23 protein-coding genes and 2 tRNA genes are annotated in these 26,410 nt (G+C 62.9%); 11 read left to right on the top strand and 14 right to left on the bottom strand.

The features are described 5' to 3' along the window. Positions 1-10: 10 nt before the first annotated feature. Positions 11-2,452 (top strand): ATP-dependent helicase HrpB, encoded by a 2,442-nt coding sequence (hrpB, locus tag IPM06_07800; GenBank protein MBK8770318.1) that lies wholly within the window; start codon positions 11-13, stop codon positions 2,450-2,452. Between the two features lie 2 nt (positions 2,453-2,454). Here hrpB and ptsN read toward each other — a convergent pair whose 3' ends face one another. From ptsN to IPM06_07765, 7 genes are all read right to left on the bottom strand, one after another. Then, entirely contained in the window at positions 2,455-2,922 is a 468-nt protein-coding gene (gene ptsN, locus IPM06_07795; protein ID MBK8770317.1) for a PTS IIA-like nitrogen regulatory protein PtsN, read from the bottom strand. A 179-nt stretch (positions 2,923-3,101) separates the two neighbouring features. Next, positions 3,102-4,595 carry an RNA polymerase factor sigma-54 gene (gene rpoN, locus IPM06_07790; GenBank protein MBK8770316.1) on the bottom strand — a complete coding sequence of 498 codons (1,494 nt, stop codon included), beginning with the start codon at positions 4,593-4,595 and terminating at the stop codon, positions 3,102-3,104. A gap of 17 nt (positions 4,596-4,612) precedes the next feature. Continuing rightward, the gene (lptB, locus tag IPM06_07785; GenBank protein MBK8770315.1) at positions 4,613-5,449 is read right to left on the bottom strand and encodes an LPS export ABC transporter ATP-binding protein; all 837 of its coding nucleotides are present in this window, start codon (positions 5,447-5,449) and stop codon (positions 4,613-4,615) included. 36 nt (positions 5,450-5,485) lie between these two features. Then, entirely contained in the window at positions 5,486-5,968 is a 483-nt protein-coding gene (gene lptC / locus IPM06_07780) for an LPS export ABC transporter periplasmic protein LptC (GenBank protein MBK8770314.1), read from the bottom strand. Next, positions 5,965-6,636 (bottom strand): LPS export ABC transporter periplasmic protein LptC, encoded by a 672-nt coding sequence (gene lptC, locus IPM06_07775; GenBank protein ID MBK8770313.1) that lies wholly within the window; start codon positions 6,634-6,636, stop codon positions 5,965-5,967. The genes lptC (IPM06_07780) and lptC (IPM06_07775) overlap by 4 nt, the downstream gene beginning before the upstream one ends. Further along, positions 6,617-7,231, bottom strand: a complete 615-nt coding sequence (locus IPM06_07770; protein MBK8770312.1) for a ribonuclease D — start codon at positions 7,229-7,231, stop codon at positions 6,617-6,619. Before IPM06_07770 ends, lptC (IPM06_07775) begins: the two co-directional genes overlap by 20 nt. Before the next feature lie 179 nt (positions 7,232-7,410). Next, positions 7,411-7,495, bottom strand: a tRNA-Leu gene (locus IPM06_07765). 139 nt (positions 7,496-7,634) lie between these two features. On the opposite strand from IPM06_07765, the gene IPM06_07760 reads away from it, so the two are divergent. Beyond that, positions 7,635-8,600, top strand: a complete 966-nt coding sequence (locus tag IPM06_07760; protein MBK8770311.1) for a complex I NDUFA9 subunit family protein — start codon at positions 7,635-7,637, stop codon at positions 8,598-8,600. On the opposite strand, the gene IPM06_07755 is transcribed toward IPM06_07760, so the two are convergent. After that, positions 8,579-9,400, bottom strand: a complete 822-nt coding sequence (locus tag IPM06_07755) for an undecaprenyl-diphosphate phosphatase (GenBank protein ID MBK8770310.1) — start codon at positions 9,398-9,400, stop codon at positions 8,579-8,581. The two genes, IPM06_07760 and IPM06_07755, sit on opposite strands and share 22 nt — an antisense overlap. A 148-nt stretch (positions 9,401-9,548) precedes the next feature. Here IPM06_07755 and IPM06_07750 point away from each other — a divergent pair, with 148 nt between their 5' ends. Genes IPM06_07750 through IPM06_07740 form a run of 3 tightly spaced genes read left to right on the top strand, consistent with a single transcriptional unit; the run spans position 9,549 to position 12,212 of the window. Further along, entirely contained in the window at positions 9,549-10,235 is a 687-nt protein-coding gene (locus IPM06_07750; protein ID MBK8770309.1) for a glutathione S-transferase family protein, read from the top strand. Continuing rightward, positions 10,216-11,352 carry a tRNA epoxyqueuosine(34) reductase QueG gene (queG, locus tag IPM06_07745; protein ID MBK8770308.1) on the top strand — a complete coding sequence of 379 codons (1,137 nt, stop codon included), beginning with the start codon at positions 10,216-10,218 and terminating at the stop codon, positions 11,350-11,352. The genes IPM06_07750 and queG overlap by 20 nt, the downstream gene beginning before the upstream one ends. Then, entirely contained in the window at positions 11,349-12,212 is an 864-nt protein-coding gene (locus IPM06_07740; GenBank protein MBK8770307.1) for an SDR family oxidoreductase, read from the top strand. The genes queG and IPM06_07740 overlap by 4 nt, the downstream gene beginning before the upstream one ends. Here the strand turns inward: IPM06_07740 and IPM06_07735 are convergent. Next, on the bottom strand, positions 12,206-13,009 hold the full coding sequence (locus tag IPM06_07735) for an alpha/beta fold hydrolase (GenBank protein MBK8770306.1): 804 nt from the start codon (positions 13,007-13,009) through the stop codon (positions 12,206-12,208). The two genes, IPM06_07740 and IPM06_07735, sit on opposite strands and share 7 nt — an antisense overlap. A 103-nt stretch (positions 13,010-13,112) precedes the next feature. Between IPM06_07735 and IPM06_07730 the strand changes: the two genes are divergently transcribed. Beyond that, entirely contained in the window at positions 13,113-13,682 is a 570-nt protein-coding gene (locus IPM06_07730; protein MBK8770305.1) for a translation initiation factor IF-3, read from the top strand. A 146-nt stretch (positions 13,683-13,828) separates the two neighbouring features. Then, positions 13,829-14,935 (top strand): TRAP transporter substrate-binding protein, encoded by a 1,107-nt coding sequence (locus tag IPM06_07725; GenBank protein MBK8770304.1) that lies wholly within the window; start codon positions 13,829-13,831, stop codon positions 14,933-14,935. A gap of 50 nt (positions 14,936-14,985) precedes the next feature. Here the strand turns inward: IPM06_07725 and IPM06_07720 are convergent, their stop codons facing one another. The 5 genes from IPM06_07720 to IPM06_07700 all read right to left on the bottom strand — a co-directional run bounded on the left by IPM06_07720 (position 14,986) and on the right by IPM06_07700 (position 22,832). Next, entirely contained in the window at positions 14,986-16,428 is a 1,443-nt protein-coding gene (locus IPM06_07720) for a TRAP transporter large permease subunit (protein MBK8770303.1), read from the bottom strand. After that, positions 16,425-17,030, bottom strand: coding sequence for a TRAP transporter small permease subunit (locus IPM06_07715; GenBank protein MBK8770302.1), 606 nt, complete (start codon positions 17,028-17,030; stop codon positions 16,425-16,427). Before IPM06_07715 ends, IPM06_07720 begins: the two co-directional genes overlap by 4 nt. 95 nt (positions 17,031-17,125) lie before the next feature. Continuing rightward, positions 17,126-18,706 (bottom strand): phosphoenolpyruvate carboxykinase, encoded by a 1,581-nt coding sequence (locus tag IPM06_07710; GenBank protein MBK8770301.1) that lies wholly within the window; start codon positions 18,704-18,706, stop codon positions 17,126-17,128. 114 nt (positions 18,707-18,820) lie between these two features. After that, positions 18,821-21,781 (bottom strand): DNA polymerase I, encoded by a 2,961-nt coding sequence (gene polA / locus IPM06_07705; GenBank protein MBK8770300.1) that lies wholly within the window; start codon positions 21,779-21,781, stop codon positions 18,821-18,823. Further along, entirely contained in the window at positions 21,744-22,832 is a 1,089-nt protein-coding gene (locus IPM06_07700; protein MBK8770299.1) for an acyltransferase family protein, read from the bottom strand. Before IPM06_07700 ends, polA begins: the two co-directional genes overlap by 38 nt. A 506-nt stretch (positions 22,833-23,338) precedes the next feature. Between IPM06_07700 and IPM06_07695 the strand changes: the two genes are divergently transcribed. From IPM06_07695 to IPM06_07680, 4 genes are all read left to right on the top strand, one after another. Continuing rightward, a tRNA-Arg gene (locus tag IPM06_07695) sits at positions 23,339-23,415 on the top strand. Between the two features lie 157 nt (positions 23,416-23,572). Continuing rightward, a complete protein-coding gene (locus tag IPM06_07690; protein MBK8770298.1) occupies positions 23,573-23,902 on the top strand; it encodes a type II toxin-antitoxin system RelE/ParE family toxin in 330 nt (109 codons plus the stop codon). Next, positions 23,883-24,215 carry a HigA family addiction module antidote protein gene (locus IPM06_07685; protein MBK8770297.1) on the top strand — a complete coding sequence of 111 codons (333 nt, stop codon included), beginning with the start codon at positions 23,883-23,885 and terminating at the stop codon, positions 24,213-24,215. Before IPM06_07690 ends, IPM06_07685 begins: the two co-directional genes overlap by 20 nt. A 44-nt stretch (positions 24,216-24,259) precedes the next feature. Then, positions 24,260-26,395, top strand: a complete 2,136-nt coding sequence (locus tag IPM06_07680; GenBank protein MBK8770296.1) for a DUF262 domain-containing protein — start codon at positions 24,260-24,262, stop codon at positions 26,393-26,395. Positions 26,396-26,410: the final 15 nt, after the last annotated feature.

Genomic DNA, 26,410 nt, shown 5'->3' with positions numbered 1-26,410 from the left:
GCCCCGCGCCATGGAATTTCCCGTCGATCGCATCGTTCCCGAACTCTCCGCTGCCCTGGCGGCAAACGGGGCGGCTGTGCTGGTGGCGGAACCCGGTGCGGGCAAGACGACGCGGGTGCCGCTGCTTCTGAAAGACGCGGCATGGCTCGGGGCGAAGAAGATCGTCATGCTGGAGCCCCGGCGCCTCGCGGCGCGCACCTCGGCAAAGCGCATGGCCGACACCCTCGGCGAGGCAGTGGGCGAAACCGTGGGCTACACGGTGCGCCTCGAACGCAAGGTCTCGGCCAGGACGCGGATCGAAGTGGTCACCGAAGGCATCCTCACGCGGCGGCTGCAACAGGATCCGGAACTTGCTGGCACGGGCCTCGTCATCTTCGACGAATTCCACGAGCGCAGTCTTGATGGCGACTTCGGGCTGGCGCTGACGCTGGATGTGCAGCGGGGCCTGCGGCCCGACCTCAAGATTCTCGTGATGTCGGCAACCCTCGATGCGGAAATCCTGTGCGCGCATCTGGGCGATGCACCACTCGTGCAGACAGCGGGCCGCATGTTCCCGGTGGGTATCACGGCACTCGAACGCCCCACGCGCTTCACGCTGATTGACGAGACGGTGAAGGCCGTGGCCCGCGCCTTGCGCGACGTGAAGGGGAGCCTTCTCGTGTTCCTGCCGGGGGAAGGTGAAATCCGCCGCACCGCGGAGGCGCTGGGCAAGCTCGATCTGCCGGCCCGTACAGAGGTGCGGCCCCTCTATGGCGCGCTGTCCTTCGCTGAGCAGGACGAGGCGATCCGCAAGCCGGCGGAGGGGGAGCGCAAGATCGTGCTCGCCACCACCATCGCGGAAACCTCCCTCACCATCGAAGGCATTGAAGCGGTGATCGACACGGGGCTGAAGCGCGCGCCGCGCTTTGATCCGGCATCGGGCATGACGGCGCTGGAAACGGTGCGCGTGAGCCAGGCTTCGGCTGAACAGCGCAAGGGCCGCGCCGGTCGTCTCGGCCCCGGCCAGTGCTACCGGCTGTGGCCTGAGGCGGAAACGAAGGCGCTTGCCGCCCACGACGCGCCCGAAATCCGCGTGGCGGATCTTGCCCCGCTTGCGCTCGAGATGGCGCAGTGGGGCGTCACTGCGCGCGAAGGCCTGCCGTGGCTGGAAGCGCCGCCAGCCGCCGCCTTCGCGCAGGCGCAGGACCTGCTGCGGCAGCTGGGCGCCATTGATGCGACCCATTCCATCACGCCCCATGGCCGGGCCATGGCGCGTCTGCCGCTCCACCCGCGACTGGCGCACATGGTGGTGAGGGCGCAGGCGCTCGGTGCTGCCCGTGCAGCGGCGGAGACGGCGGCGATGATCAGCGAGCGCGACGGCCTGCCCCGCGACACGAGTGCCGACATCGAGGCCCGGCTCCTGCATCTGCGCGGCCCGGCGCGCGAGCGCATTCGCCAATCGGCCCGGCAGATCATCGATCTCCTGCGCTGTGGTGAAGACACGGCTGGGATTTCCCATGGCGTCCTGCTGGCCCTCGCCTATCCCGACCGCATTGCGCAACGGCGCGGCGGCAACCGCTTCCGCATGGCCAATGGCGGCGGTGCCGTGGTGGCGGAGCATGATGGGCTGGCCAAGGCTGAGTTCATCGCCATCGCGCTCCTCGACAACGCGCAGGCGGATGCCAAGGTGTTCCTCGCCGGTATCCTCACGCGCGCCGACATCGACCGGCATTTCGGCGATCTCATCACCACGCAGGCGCGGGGTGGCTGGGACGCGAAGCAGAATGCCGTGATCGCCAGCGAAACGCGCACGCTGGGGGCGATTGTGCTGGCAGAAAAGCCGCTGCCCTCACCCGATGCCGAAGCCCTGGCGAAGGGCATGCTGGATGGCGTGCGGGCGATGGGCCTTTCCGTCCTGCCGTGGAGCGAGGGCGCAAACGGGCTGCGCCAGCGCATCCGCTTCCTGGCGCGCACCATGCCGGACGCGGGCTGGCCTGATGTGTCGGATGGTGCCCTCATGGCAACACGCGACGATTGGCTGCTGCCCTATCTGGCGGGCATGAGCCGGAAGAACGACCTCGCACGCCTCGACATGCACGCCATCCTGCGCAGCCTCGTGCCGCACGCGCTTCTCTCGCGCATCCAGGCGCTTGCGCCACAGCGCATGGAGGTGCCGTCGGGCGGGCATTACAGGATCGACTATGACACCGATGGTGATCCGGTGTTGCGTGTGCGCCTGCAGGAGATGTTCGGGCTTCATGCGGCCCCGCAGGTGGCGGAGGGCCGGGCCCGGCTGCGGATCGAATTGCTGTCACCCGCGGGCCGGCCTGTTGCCGTCACGCAGTCACTCGAAACCTTCTGGACCAATGCCTATGCCGATGTGCGCAAGGACATGCGCGGACGCTATCCCAAACACTACTGGCCGGAGAATCCGCTGGAGGCGCAGGCCGTGGCCCCGCGCCGCTTGCGCTGAGGTCAGGCGGCTGACTGCGTGGCCGAGGGTTCGGTGAGGATGGCGTAGAGGCCTTCCGCCGTATCGGTGCCGCGCAGCTTGGCGAGCGTCGCCGGTTCGCGCAGCAGGCGCGAGATGCGGGCCAGGGCGGTGAGATGATCGGCGCCGGCATGGTCGGGTGCCAGCAACACGAAGACGAGGTCCACCGGCTGGCCATCGATGCTGTCGAAATCAACCGGTGTGGCGAGACGCGCGAAGAGGCCGTAGACGCGGTTGATGTTGGGGAGACGGCCGTGCGGAATGGCAATGCCCTGGCCGAGGCCGGTCGAGCCCAACTTCTCGCGGCGGTTCAGCGTTTCGAAGACAACACGCTGGTCGGCAGCAACAAGTCCGGCAATCGCCTGGGAGAGTTCCTGCAACACCTGCTTCTTGTTCTGGGCCTTCACCGCGGGAAGCACGGCGCGGGCGTCGATGATGTCTGCAAGAGTCATTCGATCAGCAATTCCGGTTCGTACAAGTCGGCCTGACGTCAAGACATGGGCGCGAGAATGTCTCGCGTCAATGGCGGCGGAGCTGGCTTGTGAAAAGTGTTGTTGTTGGGCACTGCACCATCTTGGTTCATGCCGTTTCCATTCAGACGGGCGCTGGATAGGCGCGCCACGGACGCAAGTCAACCCTTCAACCGGGCCTCCCGGCGACGCTGCACGGATGACAATATATTTAGCGATTCCCGATATTTAGCGACTGTCCTCCGGGCGATATCCACACCCTCGAGGCGCAGCGCTGCCACAATGTCGTCATCGGAGAGAATGGCCTCGGGATTCTCCTTCGCGATCATCTCGCGGATCCGGTGGCGCACGCTTTCGGCGGAGTGCGCATCGCCTTCGCCATCGGCCGAGGCAATGGCCGTGGTGAAGAAATATTTGAGTTCATATGTGCCGAGCGGTGTTGCGATATACTTGTTCGAGGTGACGCGGCTCACCGTCGACTCATGCATCTCGATCGCATCAGCCACCATCTTCAGCGTGATGGGGCGAAGGTGCTGTACGCCATGAATGAGGAAGCCATCCTGCTGGCGCACGATCTCACGCGCGACCTTCAGCACTGTCTTGGCGCGCTGTTCGAGGCTCTTGACCAGCCATGCCGCCTGGGCATGGCATCCGGCGAGGAAGAGCTTGTCGTCTTCACTGCGGGCGCCGCGCGATACCGTGGCCATGTAGCGGTTGTTGACGAGAACACGCGGCAAGGTCTCGCTGTTCAATTCGATGATCCAGTTGCCGTCGGGCGAGGGCCGCACGAAGACGTCCGGCACCACCGGAAGCGTGGGCTCGCTGCCGAAGGCGAGGCCGGGCTTGGGATTGAGGGCGCGCAGTTCCGCCAGCATGTCCTGCAGGTCATCCATGGTGACGGCGCAACGGACGCGGAGCGTGCTGAAATCGCGCCGTGCCACGAGGGGCAAATTGTCGATGAGGGCGGCCATGGCGGGATCGAGACGGTCGAGGTCCTGCAATTGCAGTTTCAGGCATTCCGCAAGGTCGCGGGCAAACACACCGGCCGGCTCGAAGCGGCGGAGGCGAGCGAGGACATCCTCGATCTGCTGGGGCGTGGCCTTGAGGGTTTCGCACAGGCTCTCGGGTTCGCCAGAGAGATAGCCCGCATCGTTCAGCATGCCGATCAGGTGCTGGCCGATCATCAGGTCGGCGGGGGCGGTGAATTCCAGATTGAGCTGCGAGGTGAGGTGTTCGGCGAGCGAAATGCCGCTGGAGAGATTGGCGGCAAAATCGCCGTCCTCGCCGTCAAACGAAAGGTGGCCGGACGAGCGCAGGCTGGCCCAGCCGGAATCACGCGGCATCGAAGCTTCATCGGCCATGCGCGCAGAGGCGCCTTCGGGCGCCTCGGCATCGCCGCCCATGTCCTCGGGGGCGGCATTGCGACTGGTGAATGTTTCGTCGAGGCTGTCGGGGGTCTGCTTTTCAGGCGTGCCGGCTTGCGGCTCGGAAGAGGCTTCTTCGCGTTCGAGAAGCGGGTTGCGCTCCAGCTCGGCATCGACAAAGGCCTGCAATTCCATGGATGACATCTGCAACAGCTTGATCGCCTGCTGCAGTTGCGGCGTCATCACCAGGGACTGGCCCTGTTTCAGAATTAATTTTTGACTGAGACCCATCGTGCCTCCTCCTGCCATCAGAGGCTGAAGGATTCACCAAGATAGTAGCGCCGCACGTCGGGATCGTTAACGATTTGTTGCGGGCTGCCCTCGGTCAGGACATGGCCCTCATGGATGATGAGGGCACGGTCGATGAGTTCGAGGGTTTCACGGACATTGTGATCCGTAATAAGCACCCCGATTCCCCGAGCGGTGAGCTGTCGCACCAGGGCGCGAATATCACCGATCGCAATCGGATCAATCCCGGCGAAGGGCTCATCGAGGAGCATGTACTGGGGCTTGGCGGCGAGGGCGCGGGCGATTTCCACCCGGCGACGTTCTCCGCCAGAGAGCGCAACAGCCGGCGAATGCCGGAGGTGGGCAATTGAGAACTCATCATACAACTCACGCAACTGACGCTCGCGTTCGGACTTGTCCTTCTCATGAAGATCAAGCACTGCACGCAGATTCTGTTCAACGGTGAGGCCCCGGAAAATGGAACTTTCCTGGGGAAGATACCCGATCCCCAGCCTGGCCCTTTGGTACATGGGCAAGTGGGTCACATCTTCGCCATCGATCCTGATCGAGCCCTTGTCGGCGGCAATCAGTCCCGTGATCATGTAGAACACGGTCGTCTTGCCGGCGCCATTGGGACCAAGCAGGCCAACAGCCTCGCCACGCCGCACCGAAACCGACACATCCCGGACCACCGGCCTGTTGCGATAGCTCTTGGCGAGCATGGTCGCGGTCAGGCCTTCGGCCGGAGGCTGCATCATGGGACGGCCACTGCCCTGTGGCTGCCGCTGTGGGCGGGGGGCCATGGGGCGGGGACGAACCCGAGATCCGGTGCTGGACGCCTGGTGATTACGAAGCATTTATCTTAATTTTGCGTGAAGCTGCGATTTGTGCGGTCACTTCGGCACGAATGTGCCCTTGACGCGGCCACCCTTCATGACGGTGCGCTTGGTCTTGAGATTGGCCACCAGCTCTGGTCCGCGCAGGACCGTCTTGCCCTGCACCACCTTGACGTTGCCGGTGACATTCAGTTCGTCACGGCGGATGTGGAAGACGGCGCGGGTGCCGGTGATGGTCTGGGTCGGGGTCGTGATGGTCACACCACCGGTGCAATCCATGGTGTCGACTTCCGACTTCGAGGTCCCATCGGGCTGCTTCACATCAACGTAGTCCACCACCATCTGGTCGGCCTTGATCGTCTCGCTGGAGCGCTGAGCCACCACGTCGCCCCGGAAGATGGCGCGCTTGTCGGCGTCGATGATTTCCATTTCGCTGGCTTCGATGTTGACGCTTTCCTCCTGCGCCTGTGCCAGCGCCAGCCTGGGCGCCGATCCCGCGAAGGATGCGGCCACGGCCAGCATCATGATCCAATTCTTCATTCACCGTCTCCTGGGTTGCCCTTTTGTGTCACGAAGCGCGCCTTGACGCCACCCCTGAAAAGAATGCGCTCGCCATTGGACGTGATGGTCAGGCTGTCCGCCGTGATCTTTCCACCGATGATATCGACTGCCACCGGCGACCTCGAGGTGAGGGTCTGGTCTGCCATGTTCACGGCGGCCTTGTCCATGTGGGCGCGGAAGCGGTCGCCTTCCGCGAAAACCACATTGCCATCGAGTTCCAGCGCCTTCGTCTTGGTCTCGTAGACAGCCCCAATCGAGGTGATGTTCAGCTTGGCCCCGTTGGGCCGCGCAAAGTTGCTGTCGACCGTTTCCAGGTGCACGACCGTCTCGATCTTTTCATCCTGCACGCCCTTTTGCGCGGTGATCTCGAAGGGCAGGTTGTTCTTGTCGAAGCCGGAAATCTTGGACGGTCCGCCAGTGATCTGGTTTGGTCTTTCCACGGGTGCCAGAGGCGCATCGGTCTTCTGGATCTTCGGCGTGAACAGTCCGAGTTCCACCGCAAAGGTCACGGCCAGCCCGGCAGCGGCAGCCACGATGACGTAGGAGAGCCAGCGCGTCAGGCCGGCGCGCGCATTGGCACGCCTTACAGGCGCACCGATGGCCCGCGAGCCGCCATCGCCCGCCATGTCATGAATGTGCGAAGACATCTTCTTCACCCCAGCCGCCGAGGTCGAGGGCAGATCGGACAGGAATGAAATCGAAGCACGCCCTGGCGAGATGCATGCGTCCCTCCCGCTCCAGCATCTGGTCGAGGCGGGTCTTCAATTCATGAAGATAGAGCACGTCCTGGGCGGCGTAGGTCTTCTGCGCCTCGCTCAGCACATGGGAGCCCCAGTCGGAGCTCTGCTGCTGCTTGTTGGCGTCGATGCCGAGGAGTTCGCGCAAGACGTCCTTGAGGCCGTGCTTGTCGGTGTAGGTGCGGGCCAGGCGCGAGGCGATCTTGGTACAGTAGAGGGGGCCGGTGTCGGCGCCGAGGTATTGCTTCAGCACGGCCACGTCAAAACGTGCGTAATGGAAGATCTTGAGGACGGCGCGGTCTTCCAGGAGGGCCTTCAGGCGCGGTGCTGCGTGAGCGCCGGCATCGAACTGCACGAGATGGGCATTGCCGTCGCCCGTCGAGATCTGCACGACGCAAAGACGGTCGCGGCGGGGGTTCAGTCCCATTGTTTCGGTATCGATCGCCACGGCCGTGCCGGGATTGAAATCGGCCGGCAGGTCGCCGCGGTACATTTTGACAGCCATGGAACGTTTCTAACCTTCTGCAACATCGGAATTAAGGCCGCTTCGGCCCTAGAGCCCTGGGGGGAAGAGCCGGGCCTGCACAACCGGGACTGCGCATACAGGGAGAGTGATGCCAACTCAATGCGGCAGAATTCGACGGTCACCCGCCGTCATGTATTGCCTCGCCCGTGTGCGAAGCATGGTGCCCTGAAGAGGACTCGAACCTCCACGACTTTCATCGCTAGTACCTGAAACTAGTGCGTCTACCAATTCCGCCATCAGGGCCAGTTTCCGGCTGGGCTCTTACGCGGGGGTGCTGCATTTTGTCAACCAAGGCTTTTCGGCATTGTGTTGTCTTTGCATTGCCGCGCCAAATCGCTAAAAGAGCGCCCAATTCAAGCATTCAATTCCGCGCGAGGGTTCCTTGGTCTCCACTCCATCCGACAAGCTTGTCACGGTGTTCGGCGGTTCCGGCTTTATCGGACGCCAGATCGTCCGCAGCCTCGCCAAGCGGGGCTATCGAATCCGCGTCGCCTGCCGCCGTCCCGACCTCGCGGGCCATGTCCTGCCGCTGGGCACGCCCGGGCAGATCGCCCTGGTGCAGGCGAACCTGCGCTACCCCGCATCGGTCGCGGCCGCCTGCGAGGGAGCCTACGCCGTCATCAATGCCACGGGCACGGATGTCTCCAGCGGCGCGCAATCCTTTGACGCCGTGGTTGTGTTCGGCTCCGAGGCCGTGGCCAAGGCCGCACGGCAGGCCAAGGCCAGCCTGATGCTCATGGTGTCGGGCATGGCTGCCGATGCCGAATCGCCCAGCCTCGCTTCACAAGCCAAGGCCAAGGCGGAAGCAGCCACCGCCCGCGCCTTCCCCGGTGCCATGGTGGTGCGGCCCTCCGTGGTGTTTGGTCCTGACGACCGTTTCTTCAATCGCATGGCTGGCCTCGTCCGCTTCGCGCCGGTGCTGCCGGTGATCGCACCCGAGACCAAAGTGCAGCCCGTGTTCGTGGGCGACGTTGCCGAAGCCATGGCGACGCTGGTCGACCGGGGTGTGGCCGACGGAAAGACCTACGAGCTGGGTGGACCGGCGACAGGCACGCTTCAGGACATGATGCAGTATGTGGTGGATGTGACGCAGCGCAAGCGCCTGCTGCTGCCACTGCCCCACGGCGCGGCCAAACTCTTCGGTCTCCTCATCGGTTGGCTGCCCGGAGCGCCCATCAACGCCGATCAGGTGGAAATGCTACAGGGCAACAACGTGGTGAGCGCGGCGGCGCATGCAGAGGGACGTGATCTCGCAGGGCTCGGCATCACGCCGCGCGCCTTTGCGACCATCGTTCCCACCTATCTCTACCGCTTCCGCAAGGAAGGTCAGTTCACCGTTCCCAACTGAACGCCGGCGAAGATCAGGCCCAGCAGGGCGCCGCCGAGAATGACCCGGTAGATCACGAAGGGCAGGAAGCTCATGGTGCGCAGCATGCGCATCAGGAAGGCAATCGCCAGCAGCGCCACGAAGAAGGTGAGAACGCCGGTCATGATGACATCGCCGGTCAGCCGTTCGCCGCTCGACAAGGCATCGCCGATCACCAGCGCCGATGCCGCGCCATTTGCCGGAATGGAGAGCAGGAAGGAAAAGCGTGCCGCCTCGGGCCGCACATAGCCCATGGCGCGCGCTGCCGTCATGGTGATGCCGGAGCGGCTCGTGCCCGGTGACAGGGACAGCGCCTGGGCGCAGCCGATGGCGAGCGCCACCTTCCACGACATGTCGCGCACCGTGCGGGTGAGAAGACCGTAGGCATCCGCCGCATAGAGCAGGATGCCGAAGACGATCGCATTCACCGCTACCAGCGTGGCGCTGCGGATGTGGTCATCAAGGTGCGTGGCCTTCATCACAAGGCCCACCAGCACGATGGGCACGGTGCCGATCATCACGTTGAGTGCGAGCCGCGCGCCCGCCGAACTGCGCCGCATCACGAGGTCGAATGTACCGCGCACCATCGCCACCACATCGCGCCAGAAATAGATGATGACGGCGGAGAGCGTGCCGAGGTTCGTCACCATGTCGGTGAGCACCCCCTGGTCCTTCCAGCCGGTGAGCGCGGGCACAAGAATGAGATGCCCGGAAGACGAGACCGGGAGAAACTCGGTGATGCCCTGGATCAGGGCCAGTACTATGATCTGCTCTAGAAACATGCCGCTCACCGCCCCCGCGTCCCATGGTCTAGACCAGCGAATCGCTGGTGCCATGTGGACAAACGTCATAATTGGGGCCAAATGCGGGGGCAATGGCCGGAAAACAGCGGGTTTTCACGGCTGTGGATTCATTCATACCGGTTCCGGAATGCCCAAACTCTACCATTTCACGCTTGATCCCCATGGCCGGCGCATGCGCCTGGCGCTCGCCGAATACGGCGCGGCTCCGCTCCTCAGTGAGGAACGGCCGTGGCAACCGTCGGATCAGCTGATCGATCTCAACCCGACGGGCCTCACGCCTGTCTACGTGGAGGACGATGGCGCGGTGGTGGCGGGCGCGGAAGCGCTGACGGAATATCTGGAGGAAACGCTGGGCCGCGAACGTCCCCTCATTCCCGGCGACACGCTGGCACGGGCCGAGGTACGCCGCCTCGTGGCCTGGTTCGACATCAAGTTCTACGCCGAGGTGACGGAGCCCGTGCTCACCGAAAAGGTCATCCGCCGCTTCGTCGCAGCACCCGGCAATGGCCGCGGTTCTCCCGACATGCAGCGGATGCGCACCGGCCTGCAATTGCTGAAGCCCCATCTCGATTATCTCGCCTATCTGGCCGAGCAGCGCTCGTGGCTTGCGGGAAATGAACTGTCGCTCGCCGATCTCGCCGCGGCGGCCCATATCTCCGCCATTGATTATCTCGGCGAGATCAACTGGGCCGATCATCCCATCGCGCAGGACTGGTACAGCCGGATCAAGTCGCGGCCTTCCTTCCGCGCGCTGCTGGGCGATGTCATTCCCGGTGTTGCGCCATCGGCCCACTATGCCGAGCTCGATTTCTGAGACGGCGAAAAAGGCGCTCGCCCGTCTGCGTCAGGCGGCCGTGCGCGAGGGGCTTCCGCTCCTGCGGGTGACGGAAGCACGTCTCCCGCCCACCGTGGCGGAACGATTGCAGACATTTCTGGATGCCGGTCATGCCGGCGACATGGCGTGGATGGCCGAGACGGCGGAGCGCCGCGCTTCGCCCGAGGCCATGTGGAGCGAAGCGCGCACAGCCATTGTCTTTGCCCAACCCTACACGCCCGCCATCGATCCCCTGTCGCGGCTTGACGACACATCGGCGGGCGTCATTTCTGTCTATGCGCTGAACCGCGATTATCACGAGGTCTTCAAGGGCAAGCTGAAGCAGCTGGCGCAGGTCTTTGCGGCAACCGCCGGTGCCGAGGTGAAAGTCTTCGTCGATACCGCCCCGCTGATGGAGAAACCGCTGGCGGCGCAGGCGGGACTGGGCTGGCAGGGCAAGCACAGCAACCTTGTGTCGCGCGAGGCCGGAAACTGGTTCTTCATCGGCACCATCCTCACCACCGTTCCTTTGCCATCAGACACGGCGGAAGAGGATCATTGCGGCACCTGCCGTTCCTGCCTGGACATCTGTCCGACGCGGGCCTTTCCGGCGCCCTACCGGCTCGATGCGCGGCGCTGCATTTCCTATCTTACCATCGAGCACACGGACCACATCGCGCGGGAGTTCCGCAAGCCCATGGGCAACCGCATCTATGGCTGCGATGATTGCCTTGCCGTTTGTCCCTGGAACAAGTTTGCGCAGGCTTGCAACGAAGCGAAACTCGTGGCCCGTGATGACCTCGTGGCACCGCGATTGGCCGATCTGCTGGCACTCGACGATGCGTCTTTCCGGCAGCTCTTTTCGGGCTCGCCGGTGAAGCGTGTGGGGCGTGAGCGTTTCCTCCGCAACTGTCTCATCGCTGCGGGCAACAGCGGCGATGCGGCCCTCATCCCCATCATTGCGGCCCGTCTCGCGGATGCCTCGCCATTGGTACGGGCCATGGCAGTGTGGGCGCATGCGCAACTGGCCGAAGGCGCTGTTCATGACCAGTTGCGCGCCAGATATTTGCCTCTGGAAAATGACGCGGGCGTGCGGGAAGAATGGCAGGCAGCATGAACCACATCCTGTTTTTCGGTTTCGGATTCTCGGCGGAAGCCCTGACCCGCCGGCTCGATCCCGCGCAATGGCGCATCACCGGCACCAGCCGCAGCGAAGAAGGGGCCGCCCGCCTGCGGGCGCGGGGAGTGAACGGCGTCCGCTTCGATGCGCTGAACGATATTCCCGACGACGTGACCCATATCGTTTCCTCCGTGCCGCCGGGGGACTCCGGTGATCCCGTGCTGTTGCGGTTTGGGGCGGCGTTGCAGCGGCAGGTCCATCGCCTCACATGGGCGGCCTACCTCTCGACCACCGGTGTCTATGGCGACCATGGCGGGGCCTGGATCGACGAGGCCACAACACTCACGCCCAACACCGAACGCGGGCGGCGGCGGCTTGCGGCGGAGGAGGCGTGGCTCCGGCTCCATCGCCTCAATGGTTTGCCACTCCACATCTTCCGCCTCGCCGGTATCTATGGCCCCGGGCGCAACCAGCTTGAAACTGTGCTGGATGGAACTGCCAAACGTATCATCAAGGAGGGCCAGGTGTTCAGCCGCATCCATGTGGATGATATCGCCGGCATCCTGCTCGCCTCCATGGCCCGGCCTCATCCGGGGACCGCTTACAATGTCGCCGATGATGACCCCTGCCCGCCGCAGGATGTTGTTGAGCATGCGGCGGAGCTTCTCGGGAAACCCGTGCCTCCCGCCATCGCCTTTGCGGATGCGGAGCTCTCGCCCATGGCGCGGAGCTTCTATGCCGATTCAAAGCGAGTGGCGAACCGCCGCGTGAAGGAGGAGCTGGGCTATCGTTTCCTCTATCCGAGTTTCCACGAAGGGCTTGCAGCACTCCTTCCGGGGGCGGGAAAACCTCAGTAGCGGATACCGTCGGCGCGTTCCGCCAGTTGCAGCACTGTCTCCTGCATGATGCGCAACTGCACGGCGGTGGAAAGACGATGGTCGCCGCCCTTGAGAAAGGTGAGCGTGATGTCGCTCGCCTCCAGCGCCTCAAAGGTTTTCACCGCATGGGAGGGGGGAACATCGACGTCGGCGCTCCCTTGCAGGATGCGCACCGGCATGTGCAGCGACAGGCCTTCCTCCAGAATCAGGTGCTTGGCCCCATCCTCCAGCAGCCGGAGGGTGATGGCATAGGGTTCGCCATATTCCGAGGGACGGAGATAGACGCCGCGCTCCAGCAGTTCCTCCCGGGCCTCGGCGCCGAAATTCTCCCACATCAGGTCGCGGGTCATGTCGGTTGCGGGGGCGATGAGGACGAGGCCTGCGATGCGCCGGGCCGCCAGCGGATCTTCCTTCATCAGGCGGCGGGCCAGCAGCAGGGCCAGCCAGCCCCCCATGCTGGAACCGACGATGATCCGGGGATTTTGGGTATGGCGCAGGAACATGTGGGTTGCCTGCTCCAGCCAGCCCGTGATGGTTCCGTCCACGAACAGGCCGTCGGACTGGCCATGCCCGGTATAGTCGAAGCGCAGCAGGTTCCGGCGGGAGGCGCGGGCGAGGTCGGCCAGGTTTTCGGCCTTGGTTCCCGTCATGTCGGACTTGTAGCCCCCGAGCCAGACGATGCCGCAGGGGCCGATATCGTCGGCCGCCCCGTCCTTCATGTAGGCAAGCCGGCATCCCGGAAGATTGTCGTCAAATGCCACCCGGCCCATTGCCATTAAAACCCCTTCATTTTGCAGGTTTTCCTTGCTAACCAATGCCCGCCGGATTCGCAAAACATCCTTGCGGGGCCGGCGGACCACAACAGGAGAGACCGACCACTTGAGCCTGCCCCCACGCCGCCCTTCGTTCAACCGCAATGCTCCTGTTCCGCAGAAGGAAGACGAGCACAAGATCAACAACCGCATTGATGCCCGCGAGGTGCGCCTGATCGGTGCAGATGGCGGCAATGTCGGCGTTGTCCCGACGCGGCAGGCCATGATCATGGCCGAAGAGGCAGGCCTCGACCTCGTGGAGATTTCTCCCGATGCCAAGCCGCCCGTCGCCAAGATTCTCGACTACGGCAAGTTCCGCTTCCAGGAACAGAAGAAGGCAGCGGAAGCCCGCAAGAAGCAGCGCGTCATCGAGATCAAGGAAATCAAGCTCCGCCCGATGATCGACGACCACGATTACGAAGTGAAGATGCGCGCCGCCAAGCGATTCTTCGAAGAAGGCGACAAGGTGAAGGTGACGCTGCGCTTCCGTGGCCGCGAAATGGATCACCAGGATCTGGGCTACAAGCTCCTGTTGCGGGTGAAATCAGAAATGGCCGAGATCGCCAAGGTGGAACTGGAACCAAAGCCTGAGGGACGGCAGATCATCATGATCATGGCTCCGCGCGGCAAGGGCTGAAGCGTCTGCCAGCACGACACGAAGGGGCCTCACCGGCCCCTTTTTCTTTTTGCGCGCCTTGCGATGTTGAAAGGTCGCGGACGCCTTGCCATAGTCACAGGTGCCAGGGGCAGCCCAGACTTTCCATTCTTGACCGGAGGAAATCCATGTCACTCAACAGACGAAAGTTGTTCGCCCGCAGCGGGGCCGTCGCCGTGGGGGCCGCGGCCTCCCTTGCCACGCCTGCGATCGCCCAGACCGCACCGGAATTGAAGTGGCGGCTCACCTCCAGCTTTCCCAAGGCGCTGGATACGATCTATGGCACCGGCGAAACCTTTGCCCGTTATGTGCGTGAGGCCACCGACGGCAAGTTCCAGATCCAGGTCTTCGCCGCGAATGAAATCGTGCCCGGACTCGAGGCCGCCAATGCGGCGGGTGCGGGAACCGTGGAGATGTGCCACACCTGCTCCTACTATTACTGGGGCAAGGACCCAACCTTCGCCTTCGGCACGGCGGTGCCCTTCGGTCTCAACGCGCGCCAGCAGAATGCCTGGATGTACTATGGCGGCGGCATCGACCTGATGAATGACTTCTATGCCGGGCACAATCTCGTCGGCTTTCCGTGCGGCAACACCGGCGCGCAGATGGGCGGTTGGTTCACCAAGGAGATCAAATCGGTCGAGGACCTGAAGGGCATCAAGATGCGCATCGCCGGATTTGCCGGCAAGGTCATGTCGCAGCTTGGCGTGGTGCCGCAGCAGATCGCCGGCGGTGAAATCTACCAGGCGTTGGAAAAGGGCACGATCGACGCCGCCGAATGGGTGGGGCCATATGACGACGAGAAGCTCGGCTTCTACAAAGTGGCGCCGCACTACTATTACCCCGGCTGGTGGGAAGGCGGCGCCATGCTGCACATCATGACCAACAGCGCCAAATGGGCGGAACTGCCCGCGACGTACCAGTCCATCATCAAGACCGCCGCGCAGGCCGCCAATGCCGACATGCTGGCGAAGTATGATGCGGTCAATCCAGGCGCGCTGAAGAAACTCGCGGCGGCGGGTGCCAAGCTCGCGCCCTACCCGCAGGACGTGATGGAGGCCTGCTTCAACACCTCCAAGGCCGCCTATGCCGAGATCAGCGCCAGCAATGCGCCGTTCAAGAAGATCCATGATGCCATGATGGCCTTCCGCTCCGACGCCTATCTGTGGGCGCAGTTCTCGGAATACCAGTTCGATGCCTTCATGATGGGACAGCAACGCAAGAAGGCGCTGTAACGTCCTCTTTCATCACATGAGCAAGGGGCTTCCCCCGTGAAGCCCCTTTTTCATTGCACGGGGGGCGGCGTGTTGAGGTCGAATGCCGGCGGCGCGAGGGGATCAAGCTCCTGGCCGCCTTGCGGCACAATCACTTCGAAATCGGGGGCCACCACGATCTCCTTGTCCAGGAAGGCCGTCACCAGTTCGGGGAAGGCGATCAGGATGATGACCAGCAGCAACTGCAGGATCACCCAGGGAATGGCGCCCCAGTAGATGTCGCGGCTTCGTACCGAAGAAGGTGCAATGCCGCGCAGGTAGAAGAGCGCGAACCCGAATGGCGGATGCATGAAGCTCGTCTGCATGTTGGCCCCCAGCAACACACCGAACCAAACGAGGTTGATGCCCAGTGTCTGCGCCACGGGCGCGAGCAGCGGCACGATGATGAAGGCGATCTCGAAGAAGTCGAGGAAGAAGGCGATGACGAAGACGAAGGCGTTGACCGCGATGAGGAAGCCCACCTGCCCGCCCGGCAGCGCCACCAGCATGCCTTCGATCCATTCCTTGCCGCCAACGCCCTGGAAGACGAGGCTGAAGACGCGCGCACCAATGAGGATCAGCACCACCATGGCGGTGATGCGCATGGTCGACTGCATCCCGTAATAGACAAGTGCCCTATCGAGGCGGCCGTTGAGAAAGGCGAGGATCAATGCGCCGAGCACACCCATGGCACCCGCTTCCGTCGCGGTGGCGAGGCCCGTGAAGATCGTACCCAGCACGATGAAGATCAGGGCCAGCGACGGCACCATGCCGCGCAGGCAGCGCCAGACCAGCGCCCAGCCGCGCAAGGTGCGCGCTTCCGGCGGCAGGGCGGGCACATGGTCCGGCCTGAAGATCGAGACCAGCAGCACGAAGGCCATGAAAAGCAGCACCTGGACCACGCTGGGGCCCATGGCGCCCTTGTACATCTCGCCCACGTCCACCCCCATCTGGTCCGCGAGCACGACCAGCACGAGCGAGGGCGGAATGAGTTGCGTGATGGTCCCCGATGCCGCGATCACGCCCGTGGCGTGACGGATGTTGTAGCCGTAGCGCATCATGACCGGGAGCGAGATCAATCCCATGGCAATCACGGAGGCCGCGACCGTGCCCGTGATGGCACCGAGCACGGCGCCCACCAGGATCACCGCATAGGACAAGCCGCCGCGCACGCCGCCGAACAATTGTCCGAAACCATCGAGCAGGTCTTCGGCCAATCCGCTCCGTTCCAGGATCGCACCCATCAGGGTGAAGAAGGGTATGGCGAGCAGCAGGTCGTTGCGCAGCACGCCTTCGATCTGGAAGATGATGTTGCCGAGAAAGTCTGGTGCGATGAGGCCCAGTTCAACACCAAGAAAGCCGAAGAACAATCCCACCGCCGCCAGCGAAAAGGCGGCGGGGTAGCCATAGAGCATGAAGAGGATCAGCCCCGCGAACATCAGCGGCGCCATGTTGTGCGCAACGAACGCCATCATTGCACGGGCTTCTCGTAGGCGTGTTCGCGGCGTTCACCGGTGAGCAGGGAATGCACGCATTTGATCAGTTCCGACAGCCCCTGCAGCAGGATGAGGCTGAAGCCCAGGGGAATGAACAGCTTCAGCGGCCAGCGCGGCATTCCACCTGCATTCTGGGACATTTCGTTCGATACCCAGGCCTCCACGAACCAGGCCCAGCTGAAATAGACCATGAGGATGCAGAAGGGGGCGAGGAAGAGGAGTGTGCCGATCAGATCGATCCACACGCGCGCCCTGTCGCTGACCGATGTGTATACAAGATCGACGCGCACATGCTCGTTGAGCTTTAGCGTCCAGGAGGCGCCCAGCATCACCATGCCGGCAAAGAGGATCAGTTGCAGGTCGCGCAGCGAATTGGAATTGCCGCGGTAGAGATCGAACAGCCAGAGGCCGAGGCCGCCGTTGCCGCCGCCGGAAAGGCGCAGCAATCCGTTCACGCTGTAGCGCAGAATCGCGTCCGCCGCGCAGACGAGGGCGGCGAGAAGCACCATCCAGTTGGCGATGATTCCGAGCCAGCGGGAAAGCCGGTCGATGGCCCTGCTCACGGCCAAGAGGAGTGGCATCCTGTCCTCCCTGTTGGGGCCCGCACGCCCGTTCTGCATCCCAAGGCGAGGCGATGAGACGCGAAAACAGGGTGGGGCGCAACAGGTAAGTCGGATCACTCAGCGGCGTGGCGGGGTGCTTCCGGTTGTGCGGCGAAGCGCTTGGCATTGTCGGCGAACATGGCCACGAGCTTTCGCGCCGCGGCGTCATAGGCGGCCGCGTCGGCCCAGCCCTTGGCAGGGTCCAGCACCGTGTCTGGAACGCCTGCGAGACGGACGGGAACCGCGAGACCGAAGTGCGGGTCGGTGCGGGTTGCCGTCTCTGCAAGTGCGCCGGAGAGGGCGGCGCGCACGATATTGCGGGTCACATCGATCGGGATACGCTTGCCCGTGCCGTAGGCACCGCCGGTCCAGCCAGTGTTGACGAGATAGCAGGCGACCTTGTGACGGGCGATAAGGTCCTTCAGCATTGCGCCATAGGCGGCCGGATGGCGCGTGAGGAAGGGTGCGCCGAAGCAGGCGGAGAAGGTGGCTTGCGGTTCCTTCACGCCACGTTCGGTGCCAGCCACCTTGGCGGTGTAGCCCGCCATGAAGTGTTCCATGGCCTGGTCGGGCGTGAGCCTGGCCACCGGCGGCAGCACGCCGAAGGCATCCGCCGTCAGCATGATAATCGTCCTGGGGATGGTGCCCAGACCATCCTCACGCGCGCCCGGAATGGCCGACATGTCGTAGGCGACGCGGGTGTTCTCGGTGATGCCATTGTCGCCGAAGTGCGGCTTGTGGTCTTCGTCGACGGTGACGTTTTCAAGCACGCTGCCGAAGCGGTGGGCGGCGGCGTAGATTTGCGGCTCAGCGGCAGCCGACAGATTGATCGCCTTGGCGTAGCAGCCGCCTTCGATGTTGAAGACGCCCCTCTCCGACCAGCCGTGCTCGTCATCGCCGATGAGGGCGCGTTCGGGATCGGTGGAGAGCGTCGTCTTGCCAGTGCCGGAGAGGCCGAAGAAGACCGCCGTATCGCCCAGCGTGCCGATGTTGGCGGAGCAGTGCATGGGCAGTACGCCGCGCTCGGGCAGGATGTGGTTCATGACCGTGAAGACGGACTTCTTGATCTCGCCCGCATAGTGCGTGCCGCCGATCAGGACGAGGCGCTGGGCAAGGTCGAGGGCGACGACCACGTCGCTGCGCGTGCCGTGGCGGGTGGGGTCGGCCTTGAAGCTCGGCAGGCAGAGGATTGTGAGGCCGGGGGCACCGGCAAAATCCGCTTCCGGCACGATCAGCAGGTTGCGGATGAACAGCGCCTGCCAGGCGAATTCGGTGATGACGCGCGTCTCCAGGCGATGGGCGGGATCGGCACCGGCGTTGAGGTCCTGGACGAACAGCGACTTGAGCCGGGCATGGGCCAGCATGTCGGACTTGATCTGGTCGAACTGGGACTGGGTGAGGCTTGCGGTGTTGTCCCACCACACGCTGTCGGCGGAAGCGGCGTTGCGAACGATGTACTTGTCCCTGGGGCTGCGGCCGGTGTGGGCCCCGGTCATGACGGAAAGCGCCCCACCATCGGCAACACGGGCTTCGCCCCGCTCCAGTGCCTGCTGGTACAATTCGGCGACCCCGGCATTCCACGAGATGCAGTTGGCCCAGCGCAGGCCGATCTTGGCCAGTTCGGCGCGGATGACGGGCTCGTTCAAGGCGTTCATGGCATCTTCTCCCGGTGACGTGAGACGCCTTTCTGCGGGAAAAAATGATTGATGTAAAGATGCAATCACATCATCAGTTAATGTTATCGAACATCAAATTCTGGTGTTATCTCATCAGTGCGCTTCATCCCAGTTTGAAGCGGCCCGGGCGTCCACCTGGAGGGGCACGGAGAGTTTGACCGCCGGTTCCGCCGCGCCCTCCATCACCTTGCGCACCAGCGGGAGCGTGGCATCCACCTCCGTCGAGGGAACCTCGAAGATCAGTTCGTCGTGCACCTGCAGGAGCATGCGCGCCTTGAGGCCCGCCCCGGCCAAGGCCGGCATCATTCGGATCATGGCACGGCGGATGATGTCGGCCGCGGACCCCTGGATGGGCGCGTTGATGGAGGCGCGCTCGAGGAAGGCCCGCTCGGACGCGTTGGGAGACTTGATGCGCGGGAAATGCATGCGCCGGCCGAAGACCGTTTCCACAAAGCCCTGGTCATGGGCGGCCTGCTTGGTGGCGTCCATGTAGGCGCGGATCCCGGGGAAACGCTTGAAGTAGGTGCGGATGTATTCGCCCGCCTCCTCGCGGCTGATGCCAAGCTGGTTGGCAAGGCCGAAGGCCGAGATGCCATAGATGATGCCGAAGTTGATGGCCTTGGCGCGGCGGCGCACCGCCGGGTCCATGCCGGCAAGGGGCACGTTGAACATCTCGCTCGCCGTCATGGCATGAATGTCGAGGCCATCGGCGAAGGCCTTCTTCAATTGCGGAATATCGGCCACATGGGCGAGCACGCGCAACTCGATCTGCGAATAATCGGCGCTCACAAGGCGGTGGCCGAGCTTGGCCACGAAGGCGGTGCGAATGCGGCGGCCCTCGTCGGTGCGAACGGGAATGTTCTGCAGGTTCGGATCCGACGAGGACAACCGCCCCGTCGATGTCGACGCCATGGCGTAGCAGGTGTGTACGCGATTGGTGCGCGGATTGATGAAGTTGGGCAGCGCTTCCGTATAGGTGGAGCGGAGCTTGGACAACTGCCGCCAGTCGAGGACCCGGCGTGCCAGGTCAACACCCTGCGCGGCGAGATCTTCCAGCACATCGCTATCGGTGCTCCATGCGCCCGTCGCCGTCTTTCGTCCGCCGGTCAGGCCCATGCGGCCGAAAAGGATATCTCCCAACTGCTTGGGCGAGCCGATGTTGAACGCCCCTCCGGCCAGCGCCTGAATGTCTGTCTCGATGCGGCCCTGACTTGCTGCAAATTCGGAGGAGAGCCGTTGCAGCACATTGCGGTCCACCACCACGCCTTCATTCTCCATGGCGAGCAGCACCGGCACGAGTGGGCGTTCCAGCGTTTCGTACACCGTCATCTTGCGGGCCCGCAGCAGCTTCTGCCGGAACAGCATCCACAGGCGGAGCGTGATGTCGGCATCCTCGGCGGCATAGTGGCAGGCGCGATCGATTGGCACGCGGTCGAAGGTGACGGCACTGCGGCCCGAACCGGTGACCGCCTTGTAGGTGATGGGCTTGTGGCCGAGATGGCGGTCCGACAGTTCATCCATGCCATGTCCCACGTCGCCCGATTCAAAGGCGTAGGACATGAGCATCGTGTCGTCGAAGGGCGCAATCGCAATGCCGCGCTGCTTCAGCACCAGCATGTCGAACTTGAGGTTCTGGCCGATCTTGAGAATGTGCGGCGCTTCCAGCATAGGCTTCACGATGGCGAGCGCTTCCTCCTCGCCCAATTGGCCCGCCAGGCGTTCCCCGCCGAACAGGCCCTCGCCCAGGCTCTTGTGGTTGAGGGGCACATAGCAGGCCTTTCCCGGCGCCAGCGCCAGCGACAGCCCGGCAATGCCGGCGCGCATGGCATCGAGGGAATCCGTCTCGCTGTCGAAGGAGACGAAGCCCTGCGCATCGGCGGCGGCAACCCATGCCCGCAAGGCCCCCGCCGTCGTCACCGTTTCATATCCGGCGTGATCGACGGGAATGGCGCGCAGGTAAAGTTCCAGGTCATCTTCGGCCAGAGTATCCGCCGGTTGTTGCGGCAGTGCAGACGGCGCCAGCAGCGGTGTCTCCATTGAAGGCGCCGGCTTTGCCACGGGCACGGGCGTCACAGGCAGGCCACCTTCCGGCGGCCAGAAATTGATCTCCACGGGCACGGGTTCGATGGCCGCCATGTCGGCCTGCAATTCGCCCGCGACCTTGCGCGTGAAGGTGGAGAATTCCAGCGTCTTCAAGAAGCCGATGAGCTGCGAGGCCTTGGGCACATCGACAGCAAAGCCGCCCACCTGCTCCTCCACCGGCACGCGATCGTCCAACATCACCAGGCGTTTGGAGAGTCTTGCCTGTTCAGCGTATTGAATGAGGTTCTCGCGGCGCTTGTTCTGCTTGATCTCGGCGGCACGTTCCAGCAGGGCTTCCAGCGAACCATAGGTGTTGATGAGTTCCGCACCGGTCTTGAGGCCGATCCCCGGCACGCCCGGCACATTGTCCACGCTGTCACCGGCAAGGGCCTGCACGTCCACCACCTTGTCTGGGGTCACGCCGAATTTCTCCAGCACCTGCGCCTCGCCGATCTCCTTGTCCTTCATGGTATCGAACAACGAGATGCCTGGTTTCACCAGCTGCATCAGGTCCTTGTCCGACGAGACGATGCGGCAGGTGGCGCCTGCCTCCGCCGCCTGACGGGCATAGGTGGCGATGAGATCGTCGGCCTCGTAGTTGTCCTGCTCCACGGCGGGGACGTTGAAGGCGCGCGTTGCCTGCTTGATGAGCGAGAACTGCGGCCGCAGGTCGGCCGGCGGTTCGGGCCGGTGGGCCTTGTATTCGGAATAGATGTCGTTGCGGAATGTCTTCGACGACTTGTCGAAGATCACCGCGAGGTGGGTGGGCTTGTGGCCGTTGTTGGTTTCCTTGAGCAGCTTCCACAGCATGTTGCAGAAGCCCTGCACCGCACCCACGGGCAGGCCGTCGCTCTTGCGGGTCAGCGGCGGAAGGGCATGATAGGCGCGGAAGATGTAGCCTGATCCATCGATCAGATAGAGGTGGTCGCCGGGCTTAAGGCCCTGCGCCGGTGTGCTTGGCGTGTTGTTCATGCCCCGCACTGTGCCAGACCTTGCCCGCCGTTTCCAGCTTGGGACTGTCAGCAAGCCGCGCCCAGCGGGGCCTGCGGAACAGGAAGCGCAAGCTGGTATTGCGGGTGAGATGGAACAGCACCACGGGACCGATCACGCCTGCCGCGGTGCTGGCGAGCGAGATGGCATCCGGTCCCCAATGGGTAAAGAACTTCAGGGCCAGCGTGCGGCTTGCGGCCATGAACAGGAAGAAGGAGAGATAGACCACGATCGAATTCTCGCCCAGGTAGCGGAGCACATGGCCGGCGCGGAAGCGGGCCAACAGCACGCCCGCGGAGATCACGGCGCCGACCCCGATGAAGCCCGCGACGATGCCCCATCCCGCACCGCTCACGTAGCCCTGCTGGAAGGCCAGCGTGTGGGCGTAGCCCCAGACAAAGAGCGCGGAGAGAAGGGCCGGGGTCGACAGCGACGCCATGGCGGAGGCAAAGCGGAAGACGTGCGCGGCCAGCCAGTAGCCCGCATAGAAATAGACGAAGCGCGCGGCAAACTCGTCGATCATGATCCATCCCGTGTGGATGGGGGCGATCTCCAGGGCGGCGGCAACAGCAAAGACCAGCAGTGGCGGCACAGGCCGCAGCAGGCGCGTCACCAGGAAGAAGACCGGCAGCAGGTAGATGAACCACAGCGTGCCGAAGGGTTCGAGGAAGGCCAGGGCAAATTCCGACGCAAGGCCGGCGGGCCCGCGCGCCTCGATGATGCCCGGTCCCTTGAAGAGAAGCTGGAGCGTCATCCAGAGAAAATAGAAATATAGGAAGTGCACGACCTTCTTGTCGAGGAAGCCGCGCCAGGGCGCATCGATGCGGCGCGCCAGGAAGAGGCCGGAGATCAGGAAGAAGTCCGGCATGCGGAAGGGCTGAGCCCAGTGGATGAAGGTGTTGAGTGCCCCCGCCTCGCCCATGGCCTTCTCGACGCCGAGCGTCGAATGCATCAGCACCACGAGGACAATGCAGATGCCCTTGGCGAAATCCACCCAATCCACGCGCAGGCGCGTGTCAGAACCGTCAGCCATCTTTCAGATCCTGTTCCAGACTGGCACGAGGGCATGCCGCAGGGTTGGGAGACGCAAGACTGGGACCCTGTCCTCAAGATTTGGACCGCGCCGGGAAGGCGCGATGAAAAGATGGTTTGCAAAGGGTTAAAGCGGCACCACACCCACCATTGCCGCCGCCCCCGCCCTCCGCTATAGACCAGCCCGCACCACACCGCGCACACGCACCCGTAGCTCAGCTGGATCAGAGCGCTGCCCTCCGAAGGCTGAGGTAAGTCAAGCCTGCTGGGCAATGAGTTTGAAAAGCGAAGCAAAATCAATATCTTGATTACGCTTCAAAATATGAGTTTCTCTACTCCGTAGCTGCGGAAGCACTGCGGAAGCAAACTGAAAGGAGGTTGTAGCGAGCGATCGGCGGCCAAAAGGTAGGGCGAAAGCCGTGTCCCTATTGTCAGTCGAGTCGACCTTAAGAGTTTCGTGTTTGAGGTTGACCCCGTTCAGGCTCAGGCACTATCGAGTCCCAAGATGCACCCGTAGCTCAGCTGGATAGAGCGCCACCCTCCGAAGGTGGAGGCCACACGTTCGAATCGTGTCGGGTGCGCCAACCTCAAAAGGTTGGCGTGTGAACGCAGTTCACTCCCATTCCATAGCCCGCAAAATGCAGTTCTCGAACCACGGCACGCGGACCGATGTGACGAATTTCACTGCAATAGTCGTATAGTGTCGCTTGACGCTATTCGCAGCCTTGGCTAGCTTCAGCCATGCAGATCAGAAACGTAGCCCACGACGGGCTGCGCAAGTTCATCTCCGACGATGATGCAGCCGGTCTCGCCGCCGCCGCCGCAACGAGAGTGCGTCGGATCGTGTCCTTTCTACAGGACATGGACGGGGAAGATGAGGTCCGGACGGTTCCAGGTTGGAACACGCTCTCGCGGGCAGAGGGCGCCTTGGAGAGGCTAAGCATTCCGGTAGCGGAGGGCTGTCGTCTCATATTTCGGGTCGATAAGGGACAAGCCGAGATCCTCGATCTCGATTGGTTAGACGGCCGGTACGGAGGCGGCGACGATGGCGATGGGCGGCATAAGGCTTAGAAACCCCGCGCATCCAGGCGGTTTCGTGAAGAGCGAAGTCATCGAGCCTTTGGGGCTTTCCGTCACCAACGCGGCTCAGGCGCTTGGGGTTACGCGCGCGGCGCTGTCAGCGGTTCTCAATGAGCGAGCGCATCTGTCACCGGAAATGGCGCTCCGTCTGGAAAAGGCATTCGGCGTATCGATGGATACCCTGATGCGTATGCAGAATAGTTACGACATCGCCCGGACGCGTGAGCGGGAAGCGCAAATTAAGGTCGCTCCCTTTCAGGGCGCAGCGCCCGATGCGTGTCCGACCGCCGGTCTGACCGAATAGAAGCACAATACATTGGGCGCGCGGGCGGCGCGGAAGGGGTTTTGATGAAGATTTCGACGGCACTGGAGAAAATCGACGAGCACCAATTGTTTGTCCCGGCCTTTCAGCGTGAGTACGTCTGGAAGCGGGATGATGCGAAGCAACTGGTCGACTCCCTCATCAAGCAATACCCCACTGGCACGATGCTGACCTGGGAGACGGCGAACCCCCCGGAACTCAAAGGTCCGCATAAATACAATGAAAAGCAGGGAGCAGTGCGCATCCTGCTGGATGGCCAGCAGCGCATTACGACGCTCTACATGCTCGTGCGCGGCGAGATCCCGCCCTACTACACCGCCTCCGAAATCCTGAATGATACGCGCGGGCTCTATGTGAACGTGGAGACCCTGGAACTCGCCTATTACACAAAAACCAAGATGGAAAATGACGCGCGATGGCAAAACATCACGGACATTTTCCAGCGGAAAATTCGCGCCAAAGACATTGTGCGCGAACTGGAAAAGAAAGGTGAGACGGTCAGTCGCGAGCGCGACGATGCAATGGATGACAACACGCGGGCGATCGAGAACATCCTCGACCGGGAGTTCCCGGAACAAACCATTCCTGTTCGGGCCAGCGTGCGTGAAGCCATCGACATTTTTTATAAGGTGAACGCCAGCGGCGTGTCGCTCACCGACGCCGAACTCGCGCTTGCTCAGATTTCGGGGTACTGGCCGGAAGCCCGTGACACCTTCAAGAAAAAGCTGAGCGAGCTTGCCGAGAAGGGCTTTGTCTTCAAGCTGGACTTCATCGTTTATGTCCTGCTGGGTTGCCTCTACCACCTCGGCTCGGAGATGAAAAAACTCCACGACGCCGACAACGACGAAAAGCTCCGCGCAGCGTGGAAGCTACTAGACGGTCAGGTCCTGGACTACGTCGCAAGCCTGATGCGGTCGCATGCCTTCGTCGACCACACGGATGAGATCAACTCGGTTTACGCGCTGATCCCGATCACCGTCTATTGCTTCGAAAAGGGCGGCACCCACCTGAATGACGCCGAGATCCGCAAGCTGGTGAAGTGGTTCTACTACTCCCAGATCAGGACGCGATACGTCAGCCAGCTTCCTCAAAAGCTGGACCGTGACCTGCGCACGATCAAGGAATCGAAAAACCCGTTTGATGAACTGTTGGCGGTCATTGAGGAGGAGCGGCGCCTGGAGATCACACCCGACGAATTCGTCGGCCGATCGATCTCCCACCCGCTCTTTGGCCTCCTGCGTTGGTATTTGAAGAGCCGTAACGCCGTCTGCTTCACGACCGGCGTCGCATTGCGCCAGGCCATGGGCAAAAAATATGCGCTCGAGAACGACCACATCTTCCCCTATTCAAAGCTGAAGGCGCAGGGATATGGGCAGGAAAACCGCCTGAAATATTCCCTCGCGCAGGAACTGACAAACCGCGCGATTCTGACCCAGATTGCCAACCGCACCAAAAGCGCAGCGGACGCCAAGGTGTATTTGGCCGATGTGAAGGACCGATTTCCGAAGAGCCTCGCGCTGCAATGCGTTCCTGAAGACCCATCGCTTTGGGAAATCGAGAATTACGAATCCTTTCTACAAACACGGCGCACGACTTTGGCATCGCACCTCAATGCCTTCCTGACCGGCATCACCGACACAAAGCCGCCGGAAGCCGCCATCACGCTGGAAGAGCTGATCGCCGAGGGCGAGGACGACGAACTGGAGTTCAAATCGTCCCTGCGCTGGGACTTCAAGGAACTGGCGACCAACAAGAAGCTGGAGGAGGTGATCGTCAAGACGGTCGCGGCCTTCGCCAACAGCCAGGGCGGAACGTTGCTCATCGGCGTCAGTGACAGTGGCGAAATCCTTGGTCTTGAAGGGGACTACCTGTCGCTCGGCGGCGCCAACCGGGACAAATTCGAGCTGCACCTGCGCAACCTTCTGAGCAGCGCGTTTGGGGCTGCCTTTGTCAGTAGCAAGCTCAAGGTTCTGTTCCCTGCGATCGGCGAGGTCGAGATTTGCCAAGTCGATGTTCAGCCGTCTGCGAAACCCCTCGTGCTCACCGTGAAGGACAAGAATGGTGTCGGCCAGGAAAAATTCTATGTCCGCAGCGGCAACTCCTCGCAGGAGTTATCTCTCGCCGAAATGCCGCCCTACCTCGCAGAGAGGTTCCAGAAATGATGATCGGCAATCTGG

Source organism: Hyphomicrobiales bacterium (genome assembly GCA_016710435.1).
Lineage (GTDB): Bacteria > Pseudomonadota > Alphaproteobacteria > Rhizobiales > Aestuariivirgaceae > Aestuariivirga.
Note: the sequence above shows the minus strand (reverse complement) of the source record. Positions and strands in the feature narration are given on the sequence as shown.